A 22,971-nucleotide genomic window follows, 5' to 3' on the forward strand; every position below is an offset into this window, starting at 1 on the left:
AACGCCCTGAACTGCTCAAGATGGCGCAGGTGGAAAAGACATTCCACGGCGGCGTCATCGCCTTGCGCAACATGAACCTGACCGTCAACGAAGGAGATTTCATCTCGCTGCTGGGGCCATCGGGCTGCGGCAAATCGACGGCGCTGAAACTGGTCACGGGGCTGATGCAGCCGACATCGGGCCGCATCACCTGGACCGGTGAGGAGGCTGCCGGGGACAAGGGGGCAGGGGATCTGGGAGTTGTTTTCCAGGAACCGACGCTGATGCCCTGGGCGCGGGTGATGGACAATGTCTACCTGCCGTTCCGAATCCGGGGCGTGCCCTTTGCCGAGGTCCGCGACGACGTGCTGGAGGTTCTGCGCCTTGTGGGATTGGAGAAATTCCAGCGCGCCTTTCCGCGCGAACTGTCGGGCGGCATGAAGATGCGCGTGTCCATCGCGCGGGCCCTGGTCACGAAACCCCGGCTGATCCTCATGGACGAACCTTTTGCCGCGCTGGACGAGATCACGCGCTTCAAGCTGAACAACGACCTGTTGTCGTTGCGCGAAAAGATCGGCTGCACGGTGATCTTCGTCACCCATTCGGTCTTTGAAAGCGTCTTTCTCTCCGACCGCGTGGTTGTCATGGCGGCCCGGCCCGGGCGGGTGATCGAGGAACTGACTGTCGACGCGCCTTATCCGCGCAGCGAGGCGTTCCGCACCTCGGCGGAATATGCACGGTATTGCCGCCTGGCATCCGATGCGCTGCACCGCGCCACGGGAGAGGCGGCATGAGCATGACGGACACCAAGACGCCCCTGGTCGATCACGAGGAAGCGGCGCGTGCACGGCGCGAACAGGTGCTGCGGATCGCGAAATGGACGCTGCCCTCGCTGGTCATGGTCCTGACGCTGCTGGGTTGGCACCTCTATGTCACGCTCTCGGAGGTGCCGCATTACATCCTGCCGGGGCCGCTCTTGGTGCTGGACAAGCTGATCGAGGACTGGGACCTGCTGTGGGCCGCCACGCTGACAACTGGGCGGCTGACGCTGCTGGCGCTGGGGTTCGCGATCCTGGGCGGGGCGCTGCTGGCGGTGGCCTTCACCCAGTCGAAATGGATCGAGATGTCCTTCTTTCCCTACGCGGTGATCCTGCAGGTGACGCCGGTGGTGGCGATTGCGCCGCTGTTGCAGATCTACCTCGACAGTCCCTTTGTCGCGGCCTTGCTCTGTGCCTGGATCGTGGCGTTTTTCCCGATCCTCTCGAACACGACCGTCGGGTTGAAAAGCACCGACCGCAACCTCGAGGACCTCTTTACCATCTACGGGGCCAGCCGCTGGCAGCGGCTGCGCCATCTCGCGGCGCCCTCGGCCTTGCCCTACTTTCTCTCGGGTCTCAAGATCGCGGGCGGGCTGGCGCTGATCGGGGCGGTGGTGGCGGAATTCGTGATCGGCCGGGCCGGGACCGGGCTGGGGCTTGCCTCGACGCTGCTCGAGGCGTCCTACCGGTTCAACTTCGGCAGGCTCTACGCGGCGCTGATCCTGATTTCCCTGATGGGCGTGACGATCTTTGCGGTCATGAGCCTGATCAGTCACCTCGCGCTGTTCCGCTGGCACGAAAGCGCGCTGAAAAAGGACGGTTGATGGATTTCACTTCTCTGCCGCACGGGGCCTTCACCCTGGCCAATGTCACCGTGCCCGCCTGTCTTGTCGGGCAGGAGGGCGACCTTGTCCGGACCGACATGGGGATCGAGGCGGGCCGCATCGCCGCGCCGGGGGGCGTGGCCGTGGACATGCGCGGTGCGATGGTCCTGCCGTGCTTTACCGACATGCACACGCATCTGGACAAGGGCCACATCTGGCCCCGCGCGTCCAACCCCGATGGCACCTTCATGGGCGCGCTGACCACCGTGCGCGCCGATCACGTCAACTGGACCGAGGACGACCTGAAAACCCGCATGGGCTTTTCCCTGCGGAGCGCCTGGGCCCATGGCACCAAGCAGATCCGGACGCACCTCGATTCGATGAACGGGCAATACCTGCGCAGCTGGCCCGTCTTTGCTGACCTGCGCGAGGCATGGGTCGGACGGATGGAACTGCAGGCCGCCAGCCTGGTCTCCTGCGAGGCCTACGGCACCGAGGAATACCCCGAAATCACCCGCACGGTTGCGGAATACGGCGGCGTTCTGGGCATGGTCACCTACCCGGTGCCGGATCTCAAGGAGCGTCTGCTGGGGCATTTCGCGGCTGCCGACACGCATGGGCTGGACGTGGATTTCCACACCGACGAGACGATGGATGCCTCATCCGAAACCCTGCGCATGATTGCCGAGACGGTGCTGGAAACCGGCTATCAGGGCCGCGTCGTGGTGGGGCATTGCTGTTCGCTGTCGACGCAGGACGAGGCGCGGGCGCTGGACACGCTGGACCTTTGCGCCCGGGCCGGACTGCATGTGGTCAGCCTGCCGATGTGCAACCTTTACCTGCAGGACCGGGGCACCGGCACGCCGCGGCGCCGGGGCGTGACGCTGGTCCACGAGATGCGGGCGCGGGGCATCCCGGTCAGCTTCGCCTCCGACAACACGCGCGATCCGTTCTATGCCTATGGCGACATGGACATGGTCGAGGTCCTGCGCGAGACCACCCGTATCGCCCACCTGGACCACTGCGAAACCGACTGGATCAAGAGCTTTACGCTCACGCCCGAGGCGACCTGCGGTTTCGGTATCAGCGCGCTGGAAGAGGGTGCGCCAGCCGACCTGGTGATCTTTCGCGCCCGCGACTGGACCGAGTTCTTTGCCCGTCCCCAAAGCGACCGCATCGTGTTGCGCGGGGGCGAGGCCATCGACCGCAAGCTGCCCGACTACTCCGACCTCGACAACCTCTGGAAGACCTCATGACCGCAGACATCACCGCCGCCAAGGCCGCATTGGCGCACCTGGACCTCGTAGATGCCGAAACCCCGGTGCGCGCCGCCTCTCGCGATTTCTTCTGGTATTCGCCGGTGCTGAAAGCGCGGCTGGATCACGTCACAGCGGATTTCGTCGTTCGCCCCCGGACAGAGGCCGAGGTGATCGAGGTTCTGAAAACCTGCTATCAGCACAACGTGCCGGTGACGACACGGGGCGCGGGCACCGGCAATTACGGACAGGCCATGCCCTTCGAGGGTGGCTGTGTCCTGCACCTGAGCCGGATGACAGAGGTCAAGGAAATCGTGCCGGGCCGCGTGGTGGTGGAGCCCGGCTGCCTGCTCAAGGATCTGGATGCCGCCTGCCGTGAAACCGGGCAGGAAATCCGCATGTTCTCCTCTACCTGGGCGACGGCGACGATCGGCGGATTCATTGCGGGCGGTTCCGGCGGGGTCGGGTCGGTCACATGGGGCAGTCTGCGCGACCTGGGAAACATCATCCGCCTTCGCGTGGTGACGATGGAGGCCGAGCCGCGGGTGCTGGAGTTCACCGGCGAGGAACTGGCCCGCGTCAGCCACGCCTATGGCACCAACGGCATCATCACCGAGATCGAGATGCCGCTGGCGCCGGCCTATGACTGGATCGACATCTTTGTCGCCTCCGAGGACTTCGGCGCCGCGATGGCATTTGCCGACGATCTGGCGAATGAGGATGGCATCCTGATCAAGCTGGCCAGCGTCTACGAGGCGCCCACGGCGCACGCTTATTTCCAACGTGTACGCCCACATGTGACCGAGGGCGATCACCTCGTCGGGTTGATGGTGGCACCACATGGCATGGACGGTTTCCTGACCTTCCTCGCGCGACGGCCCGGAGTGCGGATGATCTATCGTTCCGACGATCACGACTGGCCGCGCCGGCCGGGGCCGGTGTTCGAATACGGCTGGAACCACACGACGCTGCGCGCGCTCAAGGTCGATCCGTCGATCACCTATCTCCAGGTGCGCTATGGGTTCCCGGATCACCGGGCGCTGGTCGAGGAAATCCGCCAGACCTTTCCGGGGGAATGCATCCAGCATCTCGAGTCGATCCGGGCGAATGGAAAGGTTGGCTTTGCCGGGCTGACGCTGGTCAAGTTCAGCACCGAGGAGCGTCTGGACGAGATCGTACGCATCCACGAGGAAAAGGGCGCGCTGGTCTTCAACCCGCATCGCTACACGCTGGAGGAAGGCGGGCGGCAGTCGGTGGACGACAGGCAACTGGCCTTCAAGCGCGAAGCGGACCCCAAGGGCCTGCTGAACCCCGGCAAGATGATCGCCTGGGACGATCCCGACTGGGGGTATGAGCGCATGTATTCCTATCCGCGCATGCAGGCCGCGGAATGAACCTGGCTGTCGGGAGGGCGCGCTGAGATGCGGGCGCTTGTTCTGTTTGCCCATCCCTGTCCGGAAAGCCTGTCGTCGGCGCTGCATGCCCGTGTGGTCGAGACGCTGGAGGCGCGCGGCTGGGACGTGGATGACTGCGACCTCAATGCCGAAGGCTTCGATCCGGTACTGAGCGAGGCCGAACGTCGGGGCTATCACGAGGTGCCGGCAAACCTTGGCCCCGTGGCAGAGCACGTCGAGCGTCTGCGCGCGGCGCAGGCGCTGGTGCTGGTCTTTCCGGTCTGGAACTTCGGCTTTCCGGCGATCCTGAAGGGATATTTCGACCGGGTCTTTCTGCCCGGGGTCTCCTTTCGGCTGGAAGCCGGGCGGGTCAAGCCGAACCTGACGCATATCACCCGGCTGGCGGCGGTCACGACCTACGGCGGGACGCGCTGGCGTGCCTTCATGGCGGGTGACCCGCCGCGAAAGATCGTGCGCCGGGCGGTGTGGCACGTCACCCGGCCCGAGAAGATGCGGTACCTGTCTCTGTACGGCATGAACCGGGCGACGGAGGCGCAGCACGCGGGGTTCCTGGACCGCGTGGAACGCGAAATGGCGAGGTTCTGACATGCGGGCCCTGGTGGTTTACTGTCATCCCTCACCCGAGAGCTTTACCGCCGCGGTGCGGGGCATGGTGCTGTCGCGGCTGGAGGCCCGAAGCGCCGAGGTACGCGAGCATGATCTTTATGCGCGCGGCTTCGACCCGGTGTTGTCGCCCGGGGAATGGGCCGGCTACCTGGAGGAGCCGGGCAACCGCACCACGGTGGCCGCGGAGGTGGAAGACCTGCAATGGTGCGACACGCTGATCTTTGTCTACCCAACCTGGTGGTACGGGTTGCCGGCCTTGCTGAAAGGTTGGCTGGACAGGGTGATGCTGCCGGGCGTGGCCTTTGAAATGCCCAAGGCAGAGGGGGACAACATCGCGCCGGGACTGACGCAGATCACGCGGCTGGGGGTCTTTACCACCTGCGGGGCAAGCTGGTGGTTGACGCGCTGGATCGGCGCGCCGGGACGCAGGACGCTCTTGCGCGGGGTGCGCCTGCTTTGCGCTCGGCGCTGCCGTACCGCCTTTGCCGCGCATTACCTGATGGACAGTTCCAGCCCGGCCAGCCGCGCCCGGCACCTGGCCCGGTTGCACCGGGTGCTGGACAGGTTCCTGGCATGACAACGGAGGCAGACATGATCCCAGTACTGGACTGGTCGCTGTATCAGAACGATCCCGAAGGGGTCAGCGCGCGCCTAGGGGCGGCCTGCCGTGGCACCGGATTCTTTTGCCTGACGGGGCACGGGGTGCCAGAGGCGGAGATCACGCAGGTCTTTGAGCAGGTCGACCGGTTCTTTGCCCTGCCCGAGGCGGAGAAGGCGGTGTTGGACATCGCGCATACACCGCACAACCGGGGCTGGGCCAGGATGGGCAGCGAGCGGCTTGACGAGGCATCGGGGCATGTGGATCGCAAGGAAGCCTTCAACATCGGGCTGGACCTGGCCGAAGACGATGCGCGTGTGCTGCGCGGCGAGCCGTTCCGGGGCGTGAATGTCTGGCCCGACCTTCCCGGGTTTCGTGAGACCCTGCTGGGCTACTATGACCGGGCGTGGCAGCTTGGCGTGGCGCTGCACGGTGCCTTCGCGCGGGACTTCGGGCTGGACCCCGGCTATTTCGCACCGCATTTCACCGCGCCGATGGCGACGCTGCGGCTGTTGTCCTATCCGCCCGCCAGCGGCGCAGCCGGAGAGATCGGCGCCGGGGCGCATAGCGACTACGGGTCGATCACCCTGCTGATGACCGATGGCGAGCCGGGCCTTCAGGTGCAGGCCCTGTCCGGGGACTGGATCGATGTGCCGCATGTGCCCGGCGCCTTTGTCGTCAACATCGGCGATTGCCTGATGCGCTGGTCGAACGACCTGTACCGATCCACGCCGCATCGCGTCCTGCCCCCGGCGCGGGCGCGCAGGTCGGTCGCGTTCTTCCTGGATCCGAACCCTGACAGCGTGATTGCGGCCCTGCCGGGCACGGGCAGGCCACGCTACGCGCCGATCACCGGGGCCGATTACCTGCGGTCGCGGCTGGACGCCACATACAAAGGAGATTGAGGCTTGAGACGACTGGACTGGACCGAACGGCGCGCGCCGGAATTCGAGGCCGTAGACCCGATGAAGACCATCGCCGTGCTGCCCACGGCGGCGGTGGAGCAACACGGGCCGCATCTGCCGGTCGGCACCGACACGATGATCGCCGACTACATGCTGGATCTGCTGCGCGAGACCTGTCCCGAGGACCTGGACCTGGCGATCCTGCCGGTCATGGCGGTGGGCAAGTCGAACGAACATCTCTGGGCGCGGGGCACCTTGACGCTCGGCGCGGCGACCGCCCTGGCCGCCTGGACAGAGATCGGCCTGTCCGTGGCGCGTGCGGGGGTGCGCAAGATCGTCATCGCCAATTCGCACGGCGGCAACCTGGACCTGATCTCGATCCTGTCGCGCGAGTTGCGGGTACAGGCGGGGATGCTGGCGGTGAAATGCCAATGGGGAAACTTCGGCCATCCCGAGGGGATGTATTCCGACCACGAGCGGCGCTATGGCATTCATGGCGGCGATGTCGAAACCTCGATCATGCTGGCCTGCCAGCCGCACTGCGTGGACATGGGCCGGGCCGAGAATTTCCGGTCGGCCGCCGAAGAGGCCGCGATTCCACCGACGGGCCCGATCAGCCGGGGGTGGATCGCCTCGGACCTGAACCCGGCGGGGACGGTGGGCGATGCTTCGATTGCGACCGCAGAGAAAGGCGAGGCGACCGCGCGGCACCAGGTGGCTGGCTTTGTCGAGATGCTGCGCGAGGTCGAGGCGATGGAACTGCCTTCTGCACCGGCGATCCTTTGATAGTTATCAAAGGCTTGGGCGGCGAACTTCGACAATCATCAGAGCCGGTAGAACCGCTCAGCGGTTCCGCTGAACACCTGCGCGCGGTCCGCCTCTGACAAGGAGGCGGTCAGCCGAAGGGCCTGCGCGTGCCAGTCGGTATAGTCGCAGCGCAGGCGGGCAACGGGCCAGTCCGATCCCCACATCACGCGCTGCGGTCCGAAGACGGACAGGACGTGATCGACATAGGGCTGCAGCAGATCGTCCGACGGCAGGTCATCGGCCTCGGTCACAAGGCCAGACAGCTTGCAGAAAGCACCGGTTTCTTCCGCCAGGCGGGTCATGCCCTCGGCCCAGGTGCGGAAGCTCTCCTCGGAATGGCTGCGCAGTTGCGGTTTCAGGCAATGGTCCAGCACCACCCGCATGTCGGGATAGCGGTTCAGCAGTTCGAGAAAGGGTGCCTGGTGACGGGGAAAGCCCAGCGCGTCGAAAGTCAGGTCCTGGTCGATCAGGGCCTCATAGGCCCATTGCACCTCTGGCTTCAGCATCCAGCGATCGTCGGGAATATCCTGGATCATCGGGCGGACGCCGGCGAATTTGGGATGTTTGGCAAGGCGTTGCAGTGGCTTCTTCTGGGCGGGATCCTCGAAGTCGATCCAGCCGACGACCTTGGCCACATGCGGCGTGCTATCGGCGATCCCCAGAAGGTATTCGGTTTCGGCGAGAGTGGGCGCCGCCTGCACAAGCACCGTTCGCGCGACACCGCTCGCCTGCAGGCCCTCGCCAAGGTCCGCGGGGTGATAGGGGCGGCTCAAGACCGGGTCATCGGCGGGCATCCAGCCGTAATCGCCGCGCGCCGGGTGCCAGAAATGGTGGTGGGAATCGATATGGTCCATGCCTGCCTCCGTCATAGAACCAGCCGGTGATCGGTGCGCGGGACGCGGCGCAGCGTGTCCGGCCCGGGGTGGGACGGACGCGGGGGCAGGGCGACGGATTGTGCCTTGCCCGTTCGCATGGCCTCTTCGATGGCACGCATGATCGTCACGTCGGCCAGCCCCTCGGCGCCGTCGTCCTCGGGCGGTTGACCCGTCCGGATGCAATCCGAGAAATAGGCGGTCTGGGCACCGAAATGATCGCATTCGGGCGCAACGACGTGGTCTTGCGGCACCCCGGCGGCGCGCTGGGTCAGGGCGACGTCGGTTTCGAACCTGAAGGCCGGAGAGACATCCAGCGTGCCCCTGGTGCCCAGCACCGTATAGCTGTCCTGCTCATCCGTGCCGAAACTTGCGATGAATTGCGCCAGCCTTCCGCTCGGGAACCGCAGGGTGACGGCGACGCTTTCCTCGACCTCGGCAAAGCGTGGATCGCCGTCGCCGTTTGAGCCCATCGCGGCAACCTCTGTCGGTTCATCGCCAAAGATGTGACGGGCCGCATTCAGGCAATAGACGCCGATGTCCTGCAGAGGGCCGCCCCAGTGTTCTGGGCGCAGGCGATGGTTGTCCGCCGCCGACTGGAAGCCGAAGACCGAGGTAAAGACGCGCGGGTCGCCGATTTCTCCGCGGCGGATGCGGTCCAGAACTTTGACGGTGCCGGGTTCGTGGTGCAGGCGGTAGGCGGTCATCAGATAGGCGCCAGAGGCGTCTGCGGCCTCGATCATCGCACGGCATTCGGCCACCGTGGGGGCCAGCGGCTTTTCGACCAGCGCGTGCTTGCCGGCCTTGAGCGCACGGATGGCGTAATCGGCATGCAAGGAGTTGGGCAGGGCGATGTAGACCGCGTCGATCCGGTCCGAGGCGAGCAGGGCGTCGTAGTCCTCATAGGTCAGCACCTCGGGGATACCGTGGAACTCGGCCAGTTTTCGCGCCGCATCCGTGCTGCCGCTGACGATGGCCGTGACCTCGGAATTGCCGGTCTGGGCCACTGCCGGCAGAAAGGCGATCTGCGAAATCCAGCCAACGCCGACGACCGCGTAACGTACCCGTTGCAATCACTTTCTCCTTTAATCCTCACGAGGCAATCCCCGCGAAAACGGCGGCGCAGGGCTGCGCCGCCGTCCAGTTTCGTCACCCGGAGATCACTTTACACAGGTGTCGATGTTGTCGTTGTTGCAAACGTCCAGCCCGGTAAAGATCGGGTCATCCACGTCCTTGCCCTCGGCGATGTCCTTGAGGATGTACATCGCCTTGTAGCCCATTTCGTAGGGACGCTGGCCGACAAGGCCATTGCCCAGACCGTCCTTGGTCTGCGCGATCTGCATCGGCAGCGTGTCGGCCACGACAATGGTCAGCTCGCCGCTGTCCATCTCTGCCTTGTAGGGCTCGGCCGCATTGCGGTAGGCGTTGTCGAACCACTGGGTAAAGGCGCCGGTCGACAGGAAGGCCGTCAGGTCAGGATTGGCGGCAAGGATGTCGGTCAGACCCTGCACGGCGACGTTGCCGTCGTCGTTGGTGATCAGCGGGCAGCCCGCGATTTCGGTCCAGCCGTTGTCGCCGTCCAGCGGGCGGCCCGGAGGATCGCCCAGCTCGGCCCCGGCCAGGGTTTCGCGCGCGCCCAAGAGGCGTTCGTTGTGGTTGGCCGCTGCGGCGCCGCCGGTCTGCAGGCAGATGGTGCCGCCATCGGGGTGCCGTTCCATGACTAGTTCCGCAAGGTGCACGCCGATGTTGTAGTTGTTGGTGCCGACATAGGTGGTGCGCAGGTCTTGATCCTCCGGCAGAAGGTCCGAGTCCCAGGTCATCACCGGGATGCCCGCATCGGCCGCAGCGCGCAGAACCTTGGCCATCGCGGGGGCGTTGGAAGGCGCCACCGCGATCCCGTCGACCCCCTTGGTGATGAGGTCCTGGACGATCTGGATCTGCTCCAGTTCCGTGTGCTCACCGGGGCCGATGTATTCGCAGGTCACGTCGTCCAGTTCCTCCTGTGCGGCATAGCAGCCGTCACGGGCGAGGTCGAAGAACGGGTTGTTCATCGCCTTGGGGACAAGGGCAAAGGTGTAATCGGCCGAGGCCATCACCGGTGCCAGCGCGCAGAGCGCGGTTGCGGTCAGCAGTTTCTTCATGTCTTTCTCCTCCCTGAGTTTCATGAAGTGTGGGGCTTATTTGCCCCCTCGATTGCGAAGCTGTTCCAGCAAGACTGCTAGAATGAGGAACAACCCGACAAAGAATTGCTGCCAGAGCGCCGGAATCCCGGCGAGCAGCAGCGAGTTCCGGATCAGTTCGACCAGCGCGGCACCGATTGGCGCACCAAGGGCGTAGACGATACCGCCCATCAGGTTGGCGCCGCCGATCACGCTGGCCGCGATCACGTTCAGCTCATAGGTCGCGCCCATGCCATTTGTCGCCGACCCGGTGTAGCCGATGAACATGAAGGCTGCGATGCCGGTACAAATCGAGCAGACCATGTAGACAGAGACGATCACCCGTTCGACCGGGATGCCCGAGAGTTTCGCCGCATGGGCGTTGCCGCCGATGGCGATGACCCAGCGGCCCCATTCCGAGTAGCGCCAGATCCAGAGGAAAAACAGCGTCATGATGGTCAGCACCCAGACGACATTGGGGACGCCCAGCACGCTGCCGCCGCCGATCCACTCAAAGATCTCCTGGTCGGGGCCGAACTCGTAGACCATCTTGTTGTTGGAAATCACCATCGCGATGGACCGCGCCATCGCCAACATCCCCAATGTCACCACGAAAGGCGCAAGCCGGACATAGGCAATCAGCACGCCGTTGATGAACCCCACCAACGCGGCCGTGCCGATGCAGGCGAGAAATCCGATCTCGACTCCCCAGCCGGCCTGCAAGACCAGTGCAAGGTTGATGCCGCAGAGGCCCAGCAGCGAGCCCACGGACAGGTCGATACCCGCCGTACAGATCACCGCCGACATGCCCAGCGCCATGATGCCGAAAAAGGCCATGTTGCGGGTGATGTTGAAGAGGTTGCGTTCGGTCAGGAACGCATCGGAAACGAAGGTCATCACCACGCCGATGGTGAGGATGGCGATGAAGACCCAGAAAGGCTGGGTGCGGATGATGGCACCGATGCCAGAGACCTCTCGGCGCGAGGTGATGCTGTCGTCGATGGCGGCGTGATCGACCGGTGTCTGCGCGGTCTTGTCATGGGCGTCTTGCGGGGTGTTCGTGTTGTCGGTCATGCTGCCTCGATGGCTCCGATAATCAGGCCTGTGACTTCCTCGGGGCTGGTGTCGTCGATGCGCTTGTCCGCCACCTTTGTCCCGCGCCGCAGGACGGCCACCCGGTCGCAGACTTCGAAAACGTCGGGCATCCGGTGGCTGACGAGGATCACCGCGTGGCCGGTGGATTTCAGCCGCTTGATGAGATTCAGAACCTCGGCGACCTGGCGGACGGAAATCGCGGCAGTGGGTTCGTCCATCAACACCAGTTTCGGATCGGACAGGCGTGTGCGCGCGATGGCCACCGCCTGCCGCTGGCCGCCGGACATCTGCTTGACCAGGTCGCGGGGGCGAGTTTCCGATTTCAGTTCGGAAAACAGTTCTCCGGCCTTCTGGTACATGGCGTTGTAGTTGAGGCTGCGGAACGGCCAGATGCCCGACTTGATCTCACGGCCCAGAAAGACGTTCGCCGCCGCTGTCAGGTTGTCGCACAGCGCAAGGTCCTGGTAGACGATCTCGATCCCGTTTTCCCGTGCGTCGAGGGGACGGGTGAAATGCACCGGGCTGCCGTCGATGCGGATTTCGCCGGACGTCGGGGGAAAGTTTCCAGCGATGATCTTCATCAGCGTGGATTTCCCGGCCCCGTTGTCGCCCATCAGGCCGATGGCCTCGCCGGGGGCAATGCTCAGATCCACCCCGTTCAGCGCGTGGATGGCGCCGAAACTCTTGGTGACCTGTCTGAGCTCCATCAGGCTCATGCGCAGCTTCCTCCCTTGTTCGCACGACTGTTGATCCGCCACCAGAGATGGCCGGCAACACCCTGTCCGGGCCGGAAAACCCGCCCGTCGGATGACGCCCGTGGCGGGCGTGTCGATGTCTGTGCGTATGTGCCGCCTTTCCGGCGGCATCCTCCCGTTTATGTACGAGAGTATGCCCAGTTACCGCTAATGCCGAAACCCTCTAGTCAGAAAAAAATGATGGGAAACCCATCAGGACTGCGGCGATCTCGAAAGTCGGAGGGGGGCAGGTGTGATCAGTGCCACCGTGAGCCGGATGCTGAACAAGCGGACTGGTATACGCTGAAACGTGTGCTGGTGTTGCCAAATGGCCTTGAGGCGGAACTGTCCGAGGCGGTGCGCTCGTTCACGCCGTGATGGCGTCAAGAGGCCGTACCGGTCTTCGCGGATGATGCTGCACACGCGGGTCAGCTGCGCATCTTCAGGATCTTCGGCGGTCCGACAATCACCCCTGGGTTCGTTTTTCCCGAAACATGCAAGATTTGAAATTTGTTGATTCATATCAATGCCACGGTCGGAATCCTCAAGATACATAGCGAAGCACGTATATATAGTTAGTGGAATGTGTCCCGGTAGTTCTCGCCCCGCAACCGTATCAAGAGACAATGATCATGGCCGACAGCCCGACAATCACGACCCCGACCTACACCGCAACTCATACCTTCAGCACGGCTGACGTCACCGGAACCTATGACGGTCTGACCCAGGGCGATATCCTGCCTGGAGACGCGCCGATCGTCGATTTCACGGCCGCGCCGATGGTGACCAAGGACGGGATCATGCTGTACCCCGTCGACAGCGAGTTCGGGTTCTACGTCACCGATTTCGTCGGAGCCGAGGACAAGATACGCGACTTCGACTATGGCGAAGGCTGGGTCGGCGACCTGACGGGACCAGCCGGTGAACAGCTGGGCATCGTCGTCTCGGACGCGGCAACCGACACTTTCCGCACGCCTGCCGTGCTGGGCACCTGGTTGTCCGGCCTGGGCTTCAATTCGGTGAAGGCCTCGACCGAGCACTACTCGGTCATGCAGAACATCCTGTCCGACCAGAAATACCCGGGCGATCCCGACGCGGTCTACCAGTTGGACGATAACCTGATCCTGCTCAGCCAGAATCCCGCATGGGACGGACAGTACGTCTCTGACTTGCTGGCGGACCCGGCGACCTACGGTGTCACCGACCGGAACAACGACGGGGTCCTGGACATTCGCGACCTGCTCAACCCCAATGAATCCACGATCGAATACGACATCGCCTACAGCAGCGACTATTCGGTGACCCTCAAGGACGACGGCAAGCTGCTTTATCGCTGGGGGAACATGGTCAAGCGTCCCAACGACATCCGGCTTGAGGCAACGATGGAACTGCCGGACGAGTGGAGCGAGACGGATCCGGCAAGCGGCCTGCAACCGCTTTACAAGGTCACGGGCGCGGAACTGGTGACCAACCACACCATCACCAACAACCCCAACGATCAGATCCGCCCCGAGGACTACGAGAACGAGGCCGCAATCGGCAAATTGCCGACCTATGCCATCGTCCCGGACTACAACCTTGACGGCAACGGCCCGCGCGAGGTCTGGGTAACGACCGACGACTACTACGCCGGCGACGGCACGCTGTACCCGGCGGGCACGATCCTCAAGGACGCATGGCTGGCCCAGCAGGCGGCGGTTTCCGCCCTTGCGGCGGGCGGGCTTGCCTCGGAGGACTTGCTGGAAGGGTATACCAACGCCTGGTACACGACGATGGACCGTGAGCCCTTCGAGGCGGACTTCGACACGAACGGCGAATACATCTCTGGTCCGCGCTGGCGCCTGCAACCGGACAAGTACGGCCAGGACCTGCCCGGCGTCGTGATCCCGACCGATCCCAGCGACCCGCTGCCGATCACCAGCAGCGAGGTCAAATACGAAGTGGGCGCGGATGACACGACCGTCATCAACCTGCTGGACTGGGAATTCCCTGTCTCGCCGCTGTCTATCAGCGCCGGCTGGCAGAACAACTCGGGCCTGGTATCCGAGAACGGTTTGAACATGACCGACGGCTTCGACGTGGCTTTCTACGTCAAGGGCGACATCAAGCCGGCAATGCTCTACGACACCACGCTGCTGATGGAGTACGAGGAAATCGCGATCCACGACGAGGCCGTCGCAATCAACGGCACCGCCGAGGCGGATCACCTCGTAGGGCAGGGTGGCAACACGTTCACCGGCGGTGAAGGCGATGATCTTTTCGTCCTGTCCTACGGCAAGGACGGAAACACGATCTTTGCCACCAGCACGATCAACGATTTCACCGACGGGGAGGACGTGATCGGCCTGATCGACCTGGGCGTGAATGACGTCAACTTCGACACCAAGATCACCCAGACGGTCGTTGCCGGCAACCTCGAGATCGCGATTGACGGCAACCGCATCGCGGTGCTCGCGGGCGTCACCGAAGAGCTGACGATCGAGGACTTCCTGCTGATCAACCGCGCGCCGGCCGTGCCCGTGGACGGGACCAGCGGCGACGATCTGCTGGTCGGCACGCCGGGGGACAACGTCATCGACGGCATGGAAGGCAACGACACCATCCTGGGCGAGGGCGGCGAGGATGTCCTGCTGGGCGGAGCCGGCGATGACGATCTGATGGCAGAGCCGGTTGATCCGGTCTTTGACGCCGCGGCCGAACAGGTGTTCCGGATGTACCAGACCGCCTTTGACCGCCTGCCGGACCGTCCCGGCCACTTTGGCTGGACCTCGGCCATCGTTGCAGGGAACATGGACCTTGTGGACATGGCGCAGACCTTCCTCAACTCGGCAGAGGGTGTCGCGGCCTACGGCGCACTGACCAATACCGAGTTCGTGACCGCCATGTATGAAAACGCGCTTGACCGTGCACCCGACGGCGGGCTGACCGGTTGGGTCGCGCTGCTGGACGCCGACACGTGGTCCCGTGCGGACGTCATGGCCTTTTTCGCGGACAGCCCTGAGGCGATCGCCAAGACCAGCCCCGTGGCGCTGGAATTCTCGCAGGCGGGCTATCAGCAGGACTACACCGATGAGGCTTATCAGCTTTATGTCGGGGTCACCGGCGAGGAACCCTCGGTATCGGTCATCGAGACGCTGACGATGGATCTGGCAGAAGGGGTCACGATGCTGGAGGTGGCGACCGAGCTCTTTGCCTCGGATGCGGCGACCGCCCTCTACGGTGGAACGACGAATGTCGAGTTCGTCGAAATCCTCTACCAGACGCTGCTTGAGCGGGGCGCTGATCCGATGGCACTCAGCCTCTGGCCGGCGCAGCTGGATGCGGGCACCATGACCCGTCCGCAGGTCATCTCGATCCTTGCCAAGGGGGCGGGGGCGGTCAATGCGCAGGCGGACGACCTGCTCGACCACATGCGTTCGCTCGGCCAGGACGACCTGTTGGTTGGTGGTGCGGACGACGACCTCCTGTTCGGTGGCGTCCTCTCCGACACCTTCCAGTTCGACGCGGCGGCAGCGGGCAACGACCAGGTGGTCGGCGTCGAGGCTTGGGACATGATCGAGTTCGTCGGCTTCGGCTATGGCACTGCCGCAGAGGCGCGCGCCAACATGAGCCAGGTGGGCAACGACGTCGTGTTCACCGATCAGGGTGAAACCATCGTCTACCTGAACACCGCCTTGGGCGAGATCACAGAGGATATGATCCTGGTCTGAGGAGCATTGGCCGAACGATTCAAGGTGCCGCGCGCTTGCGCGGCACTTTTTCTGTCCGGCGCTTGGCCCGGCCCCTCTCTCGCGCGCCGAGTGGCGTTTGACCGCGCGCAAAGCGAACCAGCTGACCTGACACCTGTCAGGTTCGGTCGAAGCGTTGCCGCGCGGCGACGATTTCGGGCATGCCCTTTTCGGCCCAGTCCACCAGTGCCAGCAGGTGCGGCAGGAACCCCTCTCCGAGGTCCGTAAGACTGTAGGTCACGCTCGGCGGCTTGGTGTCAAAGACCTCGCGGCGCAGGATGCCATCACGTTCGAGGTTGCGCAGGGACTGGGTCAGCATCCGCTTGGAAATATCGGGTAGGGCACGCAACAACTCGTTGAACCGCATCGGTTTTAGGCCAAGCTCCAGAAGGATCAGGACGGGCCACTTGGCCGACACATGGTCCAGCACCTGGCGCACGGGGCAATTGCCCGGTTCGAACCCCTGTTCCGTCCAGTCCTGCAATTTCCTCGCACTCACTTCGGGCATCTCCGGGTTCCCTTTTTGTGACCTTGTTCCAAAAACCTGCCTCCTTACGCGGCGGCGGTTAGGTCTCTAAATGAGACCTGTATTCGATTCGAGACGTGAAAGGAACGGCAATGACGACTTACCTGGTCACCGGTGCATCGGGGCAGCTTGGGCAACGCGTGGTGGACCACCTGCGCAAGCTTGTCCCCGCGGAAAACATCATCGCAATGGTGCGCTCCGACTCGGCGCAAGAGGCCTTCCACGCCACGGGTGTCACTACCTGCAAGGGCGACTATGATGACCTCGACAGTCTGCGCAGAGCTTTCGACGGAGGCGACCGGCTGTTGTTGATTTCCTCGTCCGAGGTCGGAAAGCGTGCGGAGCAGCACCGAAACGTGCTGGAAGCGGCCAAGGATGCCGGCGTGGGCTTCGTGGCCTATACTTCGATCCTAAACGCCGATACCGGCGGCATGGCGCTGGCGAAGGAACACAACGCCACCGAGGCGGCGTTGCGCGAGAGCGGTCTGCCCCACGCGATCCTGCGCAACGGCTGGTACTCCGAAAATATCGCCGGGAGCGCGCCGCAGGCATTGGAGATGGGGCAGCATTTCGGGGCGGCAAGAAAGGGACGCTTTGCCACCGCGTCGCGCGAGGATTTCGCAGAGGCCGCGGCGGTCGTGCTGGCCGGTGACGGGCATGAGGGAAAGACCTATGAACTGGGCGGCGACACCGACTTCAGCTTGTCCGATTACGCGGCGCTCCTGAGCGAGGTGTCCGGCAAGCCGGTGACTTATGTGGATCTCGACGAGGCCAGCTATACTGCGGCACTGGTCGGCGCCGGCCTTCCCGAGGACTTTGCCGCGATCCTGGCCGACAGCGACGCGCGCGCTGCGACCGGGGCCCTGTCCACGCAGAGCCGCGACCTGTCGCGCTTGATCGGGCGTCCGACGACGCCGATGCGCGACACGCTGAAGACCATGTTGGGATAACAATCGGCAACCTTGGAGTGGCCGCGTTCTGCGGCCATCGCATGGGCTACAGATTGCCGTTGCGGCGAATGTCCTCGGCGGCAAACTCGATCAGGGCCCGGATCTTGCGCGGCAAGGCGCGACCTTCGAGGTAGATGGCGCTGACAGGGGCAGTTTCGCTCGGCACTTCCTGCAGAACCGGCACAAGGCGACCGGCGTCCAGTGCGTCGCGCAAGGCAAACCGTGGCCCATAACAGACGCCAAGCCCCTCGGCGGCCAATTGCACCGCCGCGCTGGCAGAGTTCACCTGAAACCTTCCTTGCACCTCGACCATCTCCTCGACCCCATCTGGGCGAAACATCCAACGACGCGGCGCGCGGCGGTTGGTGTCCAGGATACAGGCGTGCTGCCGTAGGTCTTCCAGGGTCTCGGGCGTTCCATGCCGGGCCAGGTAGTCCGGGCTTGCCGCCGCAACAGAGCGGATCTCTCCCAACTTGCGGGACTTGAGCGACAGCATGTCCGACCGCCCGATGCGAAAGGCAAGGTCGATCCCCTCGCTGGCAAGGTCGACGTAGTCATCGCCCAGACGAAGATCGAAACGCAGCCCCGGGTTGCCATCACCGAAGCGCGACAGGAGGCCCGCGACATAGATCTCACCGAATGTCACAGGGGCCGAGATCCGGATCATCCCGGTAAACCCGCGCGAGTCTTCGGACACTTCGGCCAGGAGGTCGTCGAGGTCATCCAATAGTGCAGGCGCGCGGGCCAGCAGATCTTCGCCCGCTGGCGTCAGCCCGACCCTGCGCGTCGTGCGCTGAAGCAGCCTGACCCCCAGCCTGCTTTCCAGTTCGGCGACGTATTTCGACGTCAGCCGGTTCGAGACCCCGAGTTGATCGGCAGCGGCCGTGAACGACCCGGTCTTGGCCGTGGCCACGAAGGCCCTGATTTCGTCGACAACGTCCATGGGATACTCATTCGGAACATTTACGAGATAGTCATTCCACAATGTCGCCATTTTATTGGAAAGCTGCAAGGCCTAGGTGTCGGTAAGAGCAACGGCCCGACCCGATAGACAGACGCCGGGGCAGGGCACCTGAATGGAGAGATGACATGACCACGTCGACCGACTATGCCGCCACGCTGCTGCGCGTTTCCAGCGGTGTTCTTTTCCTGGCCCACGGGCTGCTCAAGGTGAACGTCTTCACCATCGCGGGCACCGTCGGCTATTTCGAAAGCCTGGGTCTTCCGGGTTTCCTGGCCTACCTGACCATCGCCGCCGAACTGGGTGGCGGCCTCGCGTTGATCCTTGGTGTTGCCGTGCGGCTTGTGTCGCTGGCCCTGATCCCGGTCCTGCTGGGCGCCACTTGGGTGCACATCGGCAACGGCTGGCTGTTCTCGGGTGAAGGCGGCGGCTGGGAATTCCCGCTGTTCTGGGCCGTCGCGCAACTGGCCGTGGCGCTTCTTGGCGCCGGCGCCTTCGCGCTGCGCATCCCGGCGCTGCAACGTAGCCTGGGACAGTTTGCCTGACGCAATGCCCTCCCTGTCCCGATGACGTCACTTGGCGCACATTAGGTCAAAGGCCGCATGACGCGCCGGCACAAATGCTTGGCGCGTCAAATCTTCATTTCGCCGATGAAAGGCCACGAGATGCTTGCCACACGCACTCTTGACGATCTGAAAGCCCGTTTTTCGCTCTCCGACCGGATGCCGCTGGTCTTTCTCGGCCACGGCAGTCCGATGAACGCCATCGAGGACACGGCCTACAGCCGTGCATGGTCGGATCTCGGCAAGTCGCTGCCTCGCCCCAAGGCAATCCTGGTGGTGTCTGCGCACTGGATGACCCGGGGCACAACCTTGGTTGATGTCTCGGTCGTGCCAAGGACCATCCACGACTTCTACGGCTTCCCGGATGAACTTTTTGCCCAGAGGTACCCGGCACGCGGCGCTCCGGAACTGGCCCGCGAGGTGACCAGCCTTCTAGCCAGCCACCACGCCGAAGAGGACGACAGTTGGGGCCTCGACCACGGCGCGTGGACAGTTCTGAAATTCCTATATCCCGACGCCGATGTTCCGGTTTTCCAGGTTTCCATCGACATGAGCCGCGGCCTTGGTCACCAACTGGAGATCGGGCGGTCTCTTTCGGCACTGCGCAACCGTGGCGTGTTGATCCTTGGCTCCGGCAACGTGGTGCACAACCTGCGCGCCGTCGAATGGGGCAGGGAGATCCAACCACATGATTTCGCATTGGAGTTCGACCAGCTCTTTGCCGACAAGTTGACCGATCGGGATTTTGCCGCACTGGCTGACCGAGAGGGGCTTGGGTCGCTGTTCCAGATGGCGCATCCGTCGGTGGATCACTATTTGCCCGCGCTCACCATCTCCGGCGCCTCGGATGCGCGCGACGACCTGACCTTCATGACGGACGCCATCGATCTCGCAGCGGTTTCGATGCGGTCCTTCGTGTTCCACGCAAGACAGGGTACGGTCTGACGCCTGTGGACGCATGGGGACGGTTCTTCGACCGGTGTGGCTCTTGCAACTGGAACACGCCGGAAGGCACAGGCGGACCGATTGGCGTAGGTGGGGCCGAGGCGGGACACTATCGGCGCAAGGTCCGGCCGATCTGCCCCCATGACCGAGGTCGACCCAGCCCTGTCAGATCAGCTTTGGCACTCTGGCTGAAATGACGGCGCGTAGCCGCGTGACCAAAGGCCCGACGTGATCACATGCAAGCACGCCCTGGACGACGGCGCACCGAGGGTCAGCCAGAAGCCGGGCAACGGCGCTCTTCGGCTGGACAGGAGCGGGACGGTCCTCCGCATCGAACACCACGACGACCTCGCCCGTGGAATGCAGGAGGCCGTAGTTCACGGCGCGCGGCTTCGTGCACGGCTTGCCATCCGGGACGACGAGGACGCGATACGGCCAGAAGTCGAGCGCCGCGCGCGTCTCCTGGTCGTCTTCCTCGACGAGCAGCACGATCTCGGGCGACGGGTAGTCGAGCGCGCGCATCGCGCGGGCGAGTTCTGCAATCACCGACGGCTCGCGGTAGACGGGTAGCAGGATTGTCAGGTGCGGCCAGCGGTCAGGTTCTGGGTCGTCGCGATCCCTCCACCCAACGAGGGCGGCTGCGCGCAACATGAGGACCGCGAGGAAGCAGCGCAAGAGCGCCCAAGCAAGGGGCGGGTATATCAGCGGCAACGCCGCCACGACGATCAGCAGCGTGCCAACCCAAGGTTCTTTGATCGACCGAGCAGACAGGTGCTCCGAGACGGAAGAAGCCGCCCAGTGGGCGGCTTCGTCGATCTGTTCGATTCTCTGGTGTTTCACCCTGTCCACACCTCACCAAGGTCGGACAGGTCGCGGATGGTACGCTGATCGCCGGGGCGCATCCGGCGCGGGCGGGAGGACACAGCAACGCGCTTCATGTCTGGGTGCGGTCGTCGTCTCCGAGTTGCTTCGCGCGGGGATCAACACCGCGACGGATTTCCGGCAGCAGAATGTCGCGCGCAACGGCGCCGGCCTCGTTCGCCTTGGTCAAGTCAGCGCACCCGATTTTCACGCGGATGAAGCGCCCTCCTGCTTCGCCGGCGGCATTGTATGTCTTGGTGCGTCGCCCGACTGACAGGTTGAACCCTGCAAGGTCGGTGTCGTGGACCCAGTGCGTCCCGGAATCCTGAAAAGACAGGCCGTCAACGAGGGCCTGGGTGATCTTCTGGTGCGGCATGGCCGTCTCCATCGCTTTGACCGAATTTTGACCGGCTGGTCAGCAATGTTGTCGGTGGTTGTCGGTAGACAACTCAACCGGAAGTATCAGGTAGTGTTTTGATTTTATGAGGATATAACCAACATCTTGCCCATTGCGATGGTGGCAAGGGCAACATTTTTGGCTCCGGCGGTAGGGATCGAACCTACGACCAATTGATTAACAGGCCTTTCTAGCGCAGCTACCAGAATATACCGCCATCTCTCAAAACATACTAACTTACTGTTTTATTTCACTCTTTTCTGACTTGAGGGTGGAGATTACTGTTGTGGGATAACGAAACCTACCAGACTTTTGTGCCCTATATGCGTCCTAAGAAAATCAAAAGGCCCAGAGCCGTGAAGCTGCGTTACTCGTTCAACGTCAGGGACTTGCAACGTATCGAACCCAATGGAACTGACCAGTGGATACATGATCCCGCTACGCGCGGTCTGTCGTTGAAGGTAACAGCAAGTGGCCGAAAAGTCTTTGTGCTCAGATACCGCACAGAGTCCAACCGGCAACGGAAACTGACCCTTGGTTCGTTCCCAGAAATGACGGTAGCCGTTGCACGGGAAGCCGCAGTCAGACATTGGTCACAGATCTTCTCTGGTGGCGATCCCGCACAGGGGCGGGCCGACAAAAAGACAATCAAGGTAGCGGAACTGGTGGAAATCTATCTGAAAGATGATGCAAAGCCAAAGCTGTCACCTGCCACGTATAAGCGGTACGAGGCGGTTCTACGAAAGAAGGTCGTGCCAAGCCTCGGCGCGGTGCCATTGGCCGACCTGACCAGAAGCGACATCGAGTGTTTGCATCGATCTATGGCGGCAACCCCGGTGAACGCCAATCGAATGCTCGCCGTATTCAAAGCCATGCTGAACAAGGCCGAAGACTGGGATCTTCTACCCAAGCGAAGCAATCCGGCTGCCCGCATCAAGATGAACAAGGAAAAGCGACGCATCCGCTATTTCACCGATGACGAGCAGGCCAAGATTTTTTCTGCCATCGAACACTTGCGTCCGAAGATGCCTAAGAGCGAAAACGGTTTCGATGCTATCATGCTGCTGTTCTACACGGGCTGTAGACCCGGCGAGGTTCTCCGTCTTCGCTGGGAAGACATCGACTTGTCGGGTCGGACCGCTGCATTGCATATGACCAAGACCGGAGAAGCAAGGCTTCCACTCTCCAACTCAGCGGTCAATCTCCTGCAATCGATTGCAGCACAACGTACCGGGGCGTGGGTATTTCCCGGAGCCGATCCGGATAGACATCTAACCTCGCTTGTCAGACCTTGGAAACGAATTTGCGAGGTCGCTCAGCTGAGCAACGCGCGCCTTCACGACATCCGCCACACGGTAGCAACATACATCGCGGCTTCCGGCAACTTGTACTCTGCCCAAGTGATCTTACGCCATACTACGCCCGCCATGACGACGAGATACGCGCACCCGTTCGATGTTGCCGTGCGCCACGATCTGAACGAAGCTATCAATAAAATTGAGCACAATCATCAGCATGCGACCGGGCGGAAATCAACGCCCAAGCGGACGATACGCAGGCGCAAAACGAGGACGTCCAAGTGAGCCAACCAGAAAAGTTAAGGAAGCGACGCTTAAAACCAGAATTCCGCCGAACTGGTATGAAACAAAGGGCTGAGATTGCACGCCTGAAACGTCGGGTTGCGGAGCTTGAGAAGAAGCTGGAGGGAGGCTGGGTCTCGGATGACGGCGTTTGGTGCGATATTGTTTACGCAGCTCGCAGGGTTGGGCGTTCCGAGCAACGTCTTAGGAACATGAAGTCCGAAGGAACCGGGCCTATGGTCTACGACAAAAGTGGTGCGGTCCGCTACAAGATTGCAGAGCTAGACCGTTGGCTTGAAAACGGATGGGGCCTGAGAAATGCGCGGGAAGATGATGCGTAAATTTCTTTCACGAACGGCATTTCATGACCCCCCCATCACACACAAAGTCGA

At 63.0% G+C, this 22,971-nt stretch carries 23 protein-coding genes; 14 read left to right on the plus strand and 9 right to left on the minus strand.

The annotated features are described in order from the left end of the window. Positions 1 to 20 precede the first annotated feature (20 nt). The 8 genes from ACQY5B_RS10950 to ACQY5B_RS10985 are packed head-to-tail and all read left to right on the plus strand — an operon-like array spanning position 21 to position 7,187. Complete coding sequence (locus ACQY5B_RS10950; protein WP_420328662.1) at positions 21 to 773, plus strand: ABC transporter ATP-binding protein; 753 nt, start codon at positions 21 to 23, stop codon at positions 771 to 773. Beyond that, positions 770 to 1,621 carry an ABC transporter permease gene (locus ACQY5B_RS10955; protein ID WP_305969850.1) on the plus strand — a complete coding sequence of 284 codons (852 nt, stop codon included), beginning with the start codon at positions 770 to 772 and terminating at the stop codon, positions 1,619 to 1,621. The genes ACQY5B_RS10950 and ACQY5B_RS10955 overlap by 4 nt, the downstream gene beginning before the upstream one ends. Beyond that, entirely contained in the window at positions 1,621 to 2,877 is a 1,257-nt protein-coding gene (locus ACQY5B_RS10960) for a cytosine deaminase (RefSeq protein WP_420325249.1), read from the plus strand. Before ACQY5B_RS10955 ends, ACQY5B_RS10960 begins: the two co-directional genes overlap by 1 nt. Continuing rightward, positions 2,874 to 4,271: an FAD-binding oxidoreductase gene (locus tag ACQY5B_RS10965; protein WP_420325248.1), complete on the plus strand. Its 1,398-nt coding sequence runs from the start codon at positions 2,874 to 2,876 to the stop codon at positions 4,269 to 4,271. The genes ACQY5B_RS10960 and ACQY5B_RS10965 overlap by 4 nt, the downstream gene beginning before the upstream one ends. A gap of 27 nt (positions 4,272 to 4,298) precedes the next feature. After that, a complete protein-coding gene (locus tag ACQY5B_RS10970) occupies positions 4,299 to 4,877 on the plus strand; it encodes an NAD(P)H-dependent oxidoreductase (RefSeq protein WP_420325247.1) in 579 nt (192 codons plus the stop codon). A 1-nt stretch (position 4,878) separates the two neighbouring features. Further along, entirely contained in the window at positions 4,879 to 5,475 is a 597-nt protein-coding gene (locus tag ACQY5B_RS10975) for an NAD(P)H-dependent oxidoreductase (RefSeq protein WP_420325246.1), read from the plus strand. Between the two features lie 14 nt (positions 5,476 to 5,489). Then, complete coding sequence (locus tag ACQY5B_RS10980) at positions 5,490 to 6,401, plus strand: isopenicillin N synthase family dioxygenase (RefSeq protein WP_420325245.1); 912 nt, start codon at positions 5,490 to 5,492, stop codon at positions 6,399 to 6,401. Between the two features lie 3 nt (positions 6,402 to 6,404). Then, on the plus strand, positions 6,405 to 7,187 hold the full coding sequence (locus ACQY5B_RS10985) for a creatininase family protein (protein WP_420325244.1): 783 nt from the start codon (positions 6,405 to 6,407) through the stop codon (positions 7,185 to 7,187). A gap of 38 nt (positions 7,188 to 7,225) precedes the next feature. Here the strand turns inward: ACQY5B_RS10985 and ACQY5B_RS10990 are convergent, their stop codons facing one another. From ACQY5B_RS10990 to ACQY5B_RS11010, 5 genes are all read right to left on the minus strand, one after another. Continuing rightward, positions 7,226 to 8,062 carry an amidohydrolase family protein gene (locus ACQY5B_RS10990; protein ID WP_420325243.1) on the minus strand — a complete coding sequence of 279 codons (837 nt, stop codon included), beginning with the start codon at positions 8,060 to 8,062 and terminating at the stop codon, positions 7,226 to 7,228. An 11-nt stretch (positions 8,063 to 8,073) separates the two neighbouring features. Continuing rightward, positions 8,074 to 9,153, minus strand: coding sequence for a Gfo/Idh/MocA family protein (locus ACQY5B_RS10995; RefSeq protein WP_420325242.1), 1,080 nt, complete (start codon positions 9,151 to 9,153; stop codon positions 8,074 to 8,076). 87 nt (positions 9,154 to 9,240) lie between these two features. Further along, positions 9,241 to 10,221, minus strand: a complete 981-nt coding sequence (locus ACQY5B_RS11000) for a sugar-binding protein (protein WP_305969859.1) — start codon at positions 10,219 to 10,221, stop codon at positions 9,241 to 9,243. Positions 10,222 to 10,257: 36 nt separating this feature from the next. Next, positions 10,258 to 11,313 (minus strand): ABC transporter permease, encoded by a 1,056-nt coding sequence (locus ACQY5B_RS11005; RefSeq protein WP_305969860.1) that lies wholly within the window; start codon positions 11,311 to 11,313, stop codon positions 10,258 to 10,260. After that, entirely contained in the window at positions 11,310 to 12,050 is a 741-nt protein-coding gene (locus ACQY5B_RS11010; RefSeq protein WP_305969861.1) for an ATP-binding cassette domain-containing protein, read from the minus strand. The genes ACQY5B_RS11005 and ACQY5B_RS11010 overlap by 4 nt, the downstream gene beginning before the upstream one ends. Before the next feature lie 650 nt (positions 12,051 to 12,700). Here ACQY5B_RS11010 and ACQY5B_RS11015 point away from each other — a divergent pair. After that, on the plus strand, positions 12,701 to 15,778 hold the full coding sequence (locus ACQY5B_RS11015; RefSeq protein ID WP_420325241.1) for a DUF4214 domain-containing protein: 3,078 nt from the start codon (positions 12,701 to 12,703) through the stop codon (positions 15,776 to 15,778). A gap of 136 nt (positions 15,779 to 15,914) precedes the next feature. On the opposite strand, the gene ACQY5B_RS11020 is transcribed toward ACQY5B_RS11015, so the two are convergent. After that, positions 15,915 to 16,304 carry a winged helix-turn-helix transcriptional regulator gene (locus ACQY5B_RS11020; RefSeq protein ID WP_305969863.1) on the minus strand — a complete coding sequence of 130 codons (390 nt, stop codon included), beginning with the start codon at positions 16,302 to 16,304 and terminating at the stop codon, positions 15,915 to 15,917. 110 nt (positions 16,305 to 16,414) lie between these two features. Here ACQY5B_RS11020 and ACQY5B_RS11025 point away from each other — a divergent pair, with 110 nt between their 5' ends. Then, positions 16,415 to 17,272 carry an SDR family oxidoreductase gene (locus tag ACQY5B_RS11025; protein ID WP_420325240.1) on the plus strand — a complete coding sequence of 286 codons (858 nt, stop codon included), beginning with the start codon at positions 16,415 to 16,417 and terminating at the stop codon, positions 17,270 to 17,272. Between the two features lie 46 nt (positions 17,273 to 17,318). Here ACQY5B_RS11025 and ACQY5B_RS11030 read toward each other — a convergent pair whose 3' ends face one another. Then, a complete protein-coding gene (locus ACQY5B_RS11030) occupies positions 17,319 to 18,215 on the minus strand; it encodes a LysR family transcriptional regulator (protein ID WP_420325239.1) in 897 nt (298 codons plus the stop codon). A gap of 146 nt (positions 18,216 to 18,361) precedes the next feature. On the opposite strand from ACQY5B_RS11030, the gene ACQY5B_RS11035 reads away from it, so the two are divergent. Both ACQY5B_RS11035 and ygiD read left to right on the plus strand, forming a co-directional pair. Beyond that, complete coding sequence (locus ACQY5B_RS11035) at positions 18,362 to 18,778, plus strand: DoxX family protein (protein WP_305969866.1); 417 nt, start codon at positions 18,362 to 18,364, stop codon at positions 18,776 to 18,778. Positions 18,779 to 18,898: 120 nt separating this feature from the next. Continuing rightward, positions 18,899 to 19,741 (plus strand): 4,5-DOPA-extradiol-dioxygenase, encoded by an 843-nt coding sequence (gene ygiD, locus ACQY5B_RS11040; protein ID WP_420328661.1) that lies wholly within the window; start codon positions 18,899 to 18,901, stop codon positions 19,739 to 19,741. Between the two features lie 165 nt (positions 19,742 to 19,906). On the opposite strand, the gene ACQY5B_RS11045 is transcribed toward ygiD, so the two are convergent. Then, complete coding sequence (locus tag ACQY5B_RS11045) at positions 19,907 to 20,581, minus strand: glycosyltransferase (RefSeq protein ID WP_420325237.1); 675 nt, start codon at positions 20,579 to 20,581, stop codon at positions 19,907 to 19,909. 94 nt (positions 20,582 to 20,675) lie between these two features. Beyond that, the gene (locus ACQY5B_RS11050) at positions 20,676 to 20,978 is read right to left on the minus strand and encodes a hypothetical protein (RefSeq protein ID WP_420325236.1); all 303 of its coding nucleotides are present in this window, start codon (positions 20,976 to 20,978) and stop codon (positions 20,676 to 20,678) included. Positions 20,979 to 21,283: 305 nt separating this feature from the next. On the opposite strand from ACQY5B_RS11050, the gene ACQY5B_RS11055 reads away from it, so the two are divergent. Beyond that, positions 21,284 to 22,582, plus strand: coding sequence for a site-specific integrase (locus ACQY5B_RS11055; RefSeq protein ID WP_420325235.1), 1,299 nt, complete (start codon positions 21,284 to 21,286; stop codon positions 22,580 to 22,582). Next, a complete protein-coding gene (locus ACQY5B_RS11060; protein ID WP_420325234.1) occupies positions 22,579 to 22,920 on the plus strand; it encodes a LapA family protein in 342 nt (113 codons plus the stop codon). Before ACQY5B_RS11055 ends, ACQY5B_RS11060 begins: the two co-directional genes overlap by 4 nt. Positions 22,921 to 22,971 lie beyond the last annotated feature (51 nt).

It is taken from the genome of Antarctobacter sp. (genome assembly GCF_965277915.1).
Lineage (GTDB): Bacteria > Pseudomonadota > Alphaproteobacteria > Rhodobacterales > Rhodobacteraceae > Antarctobacter.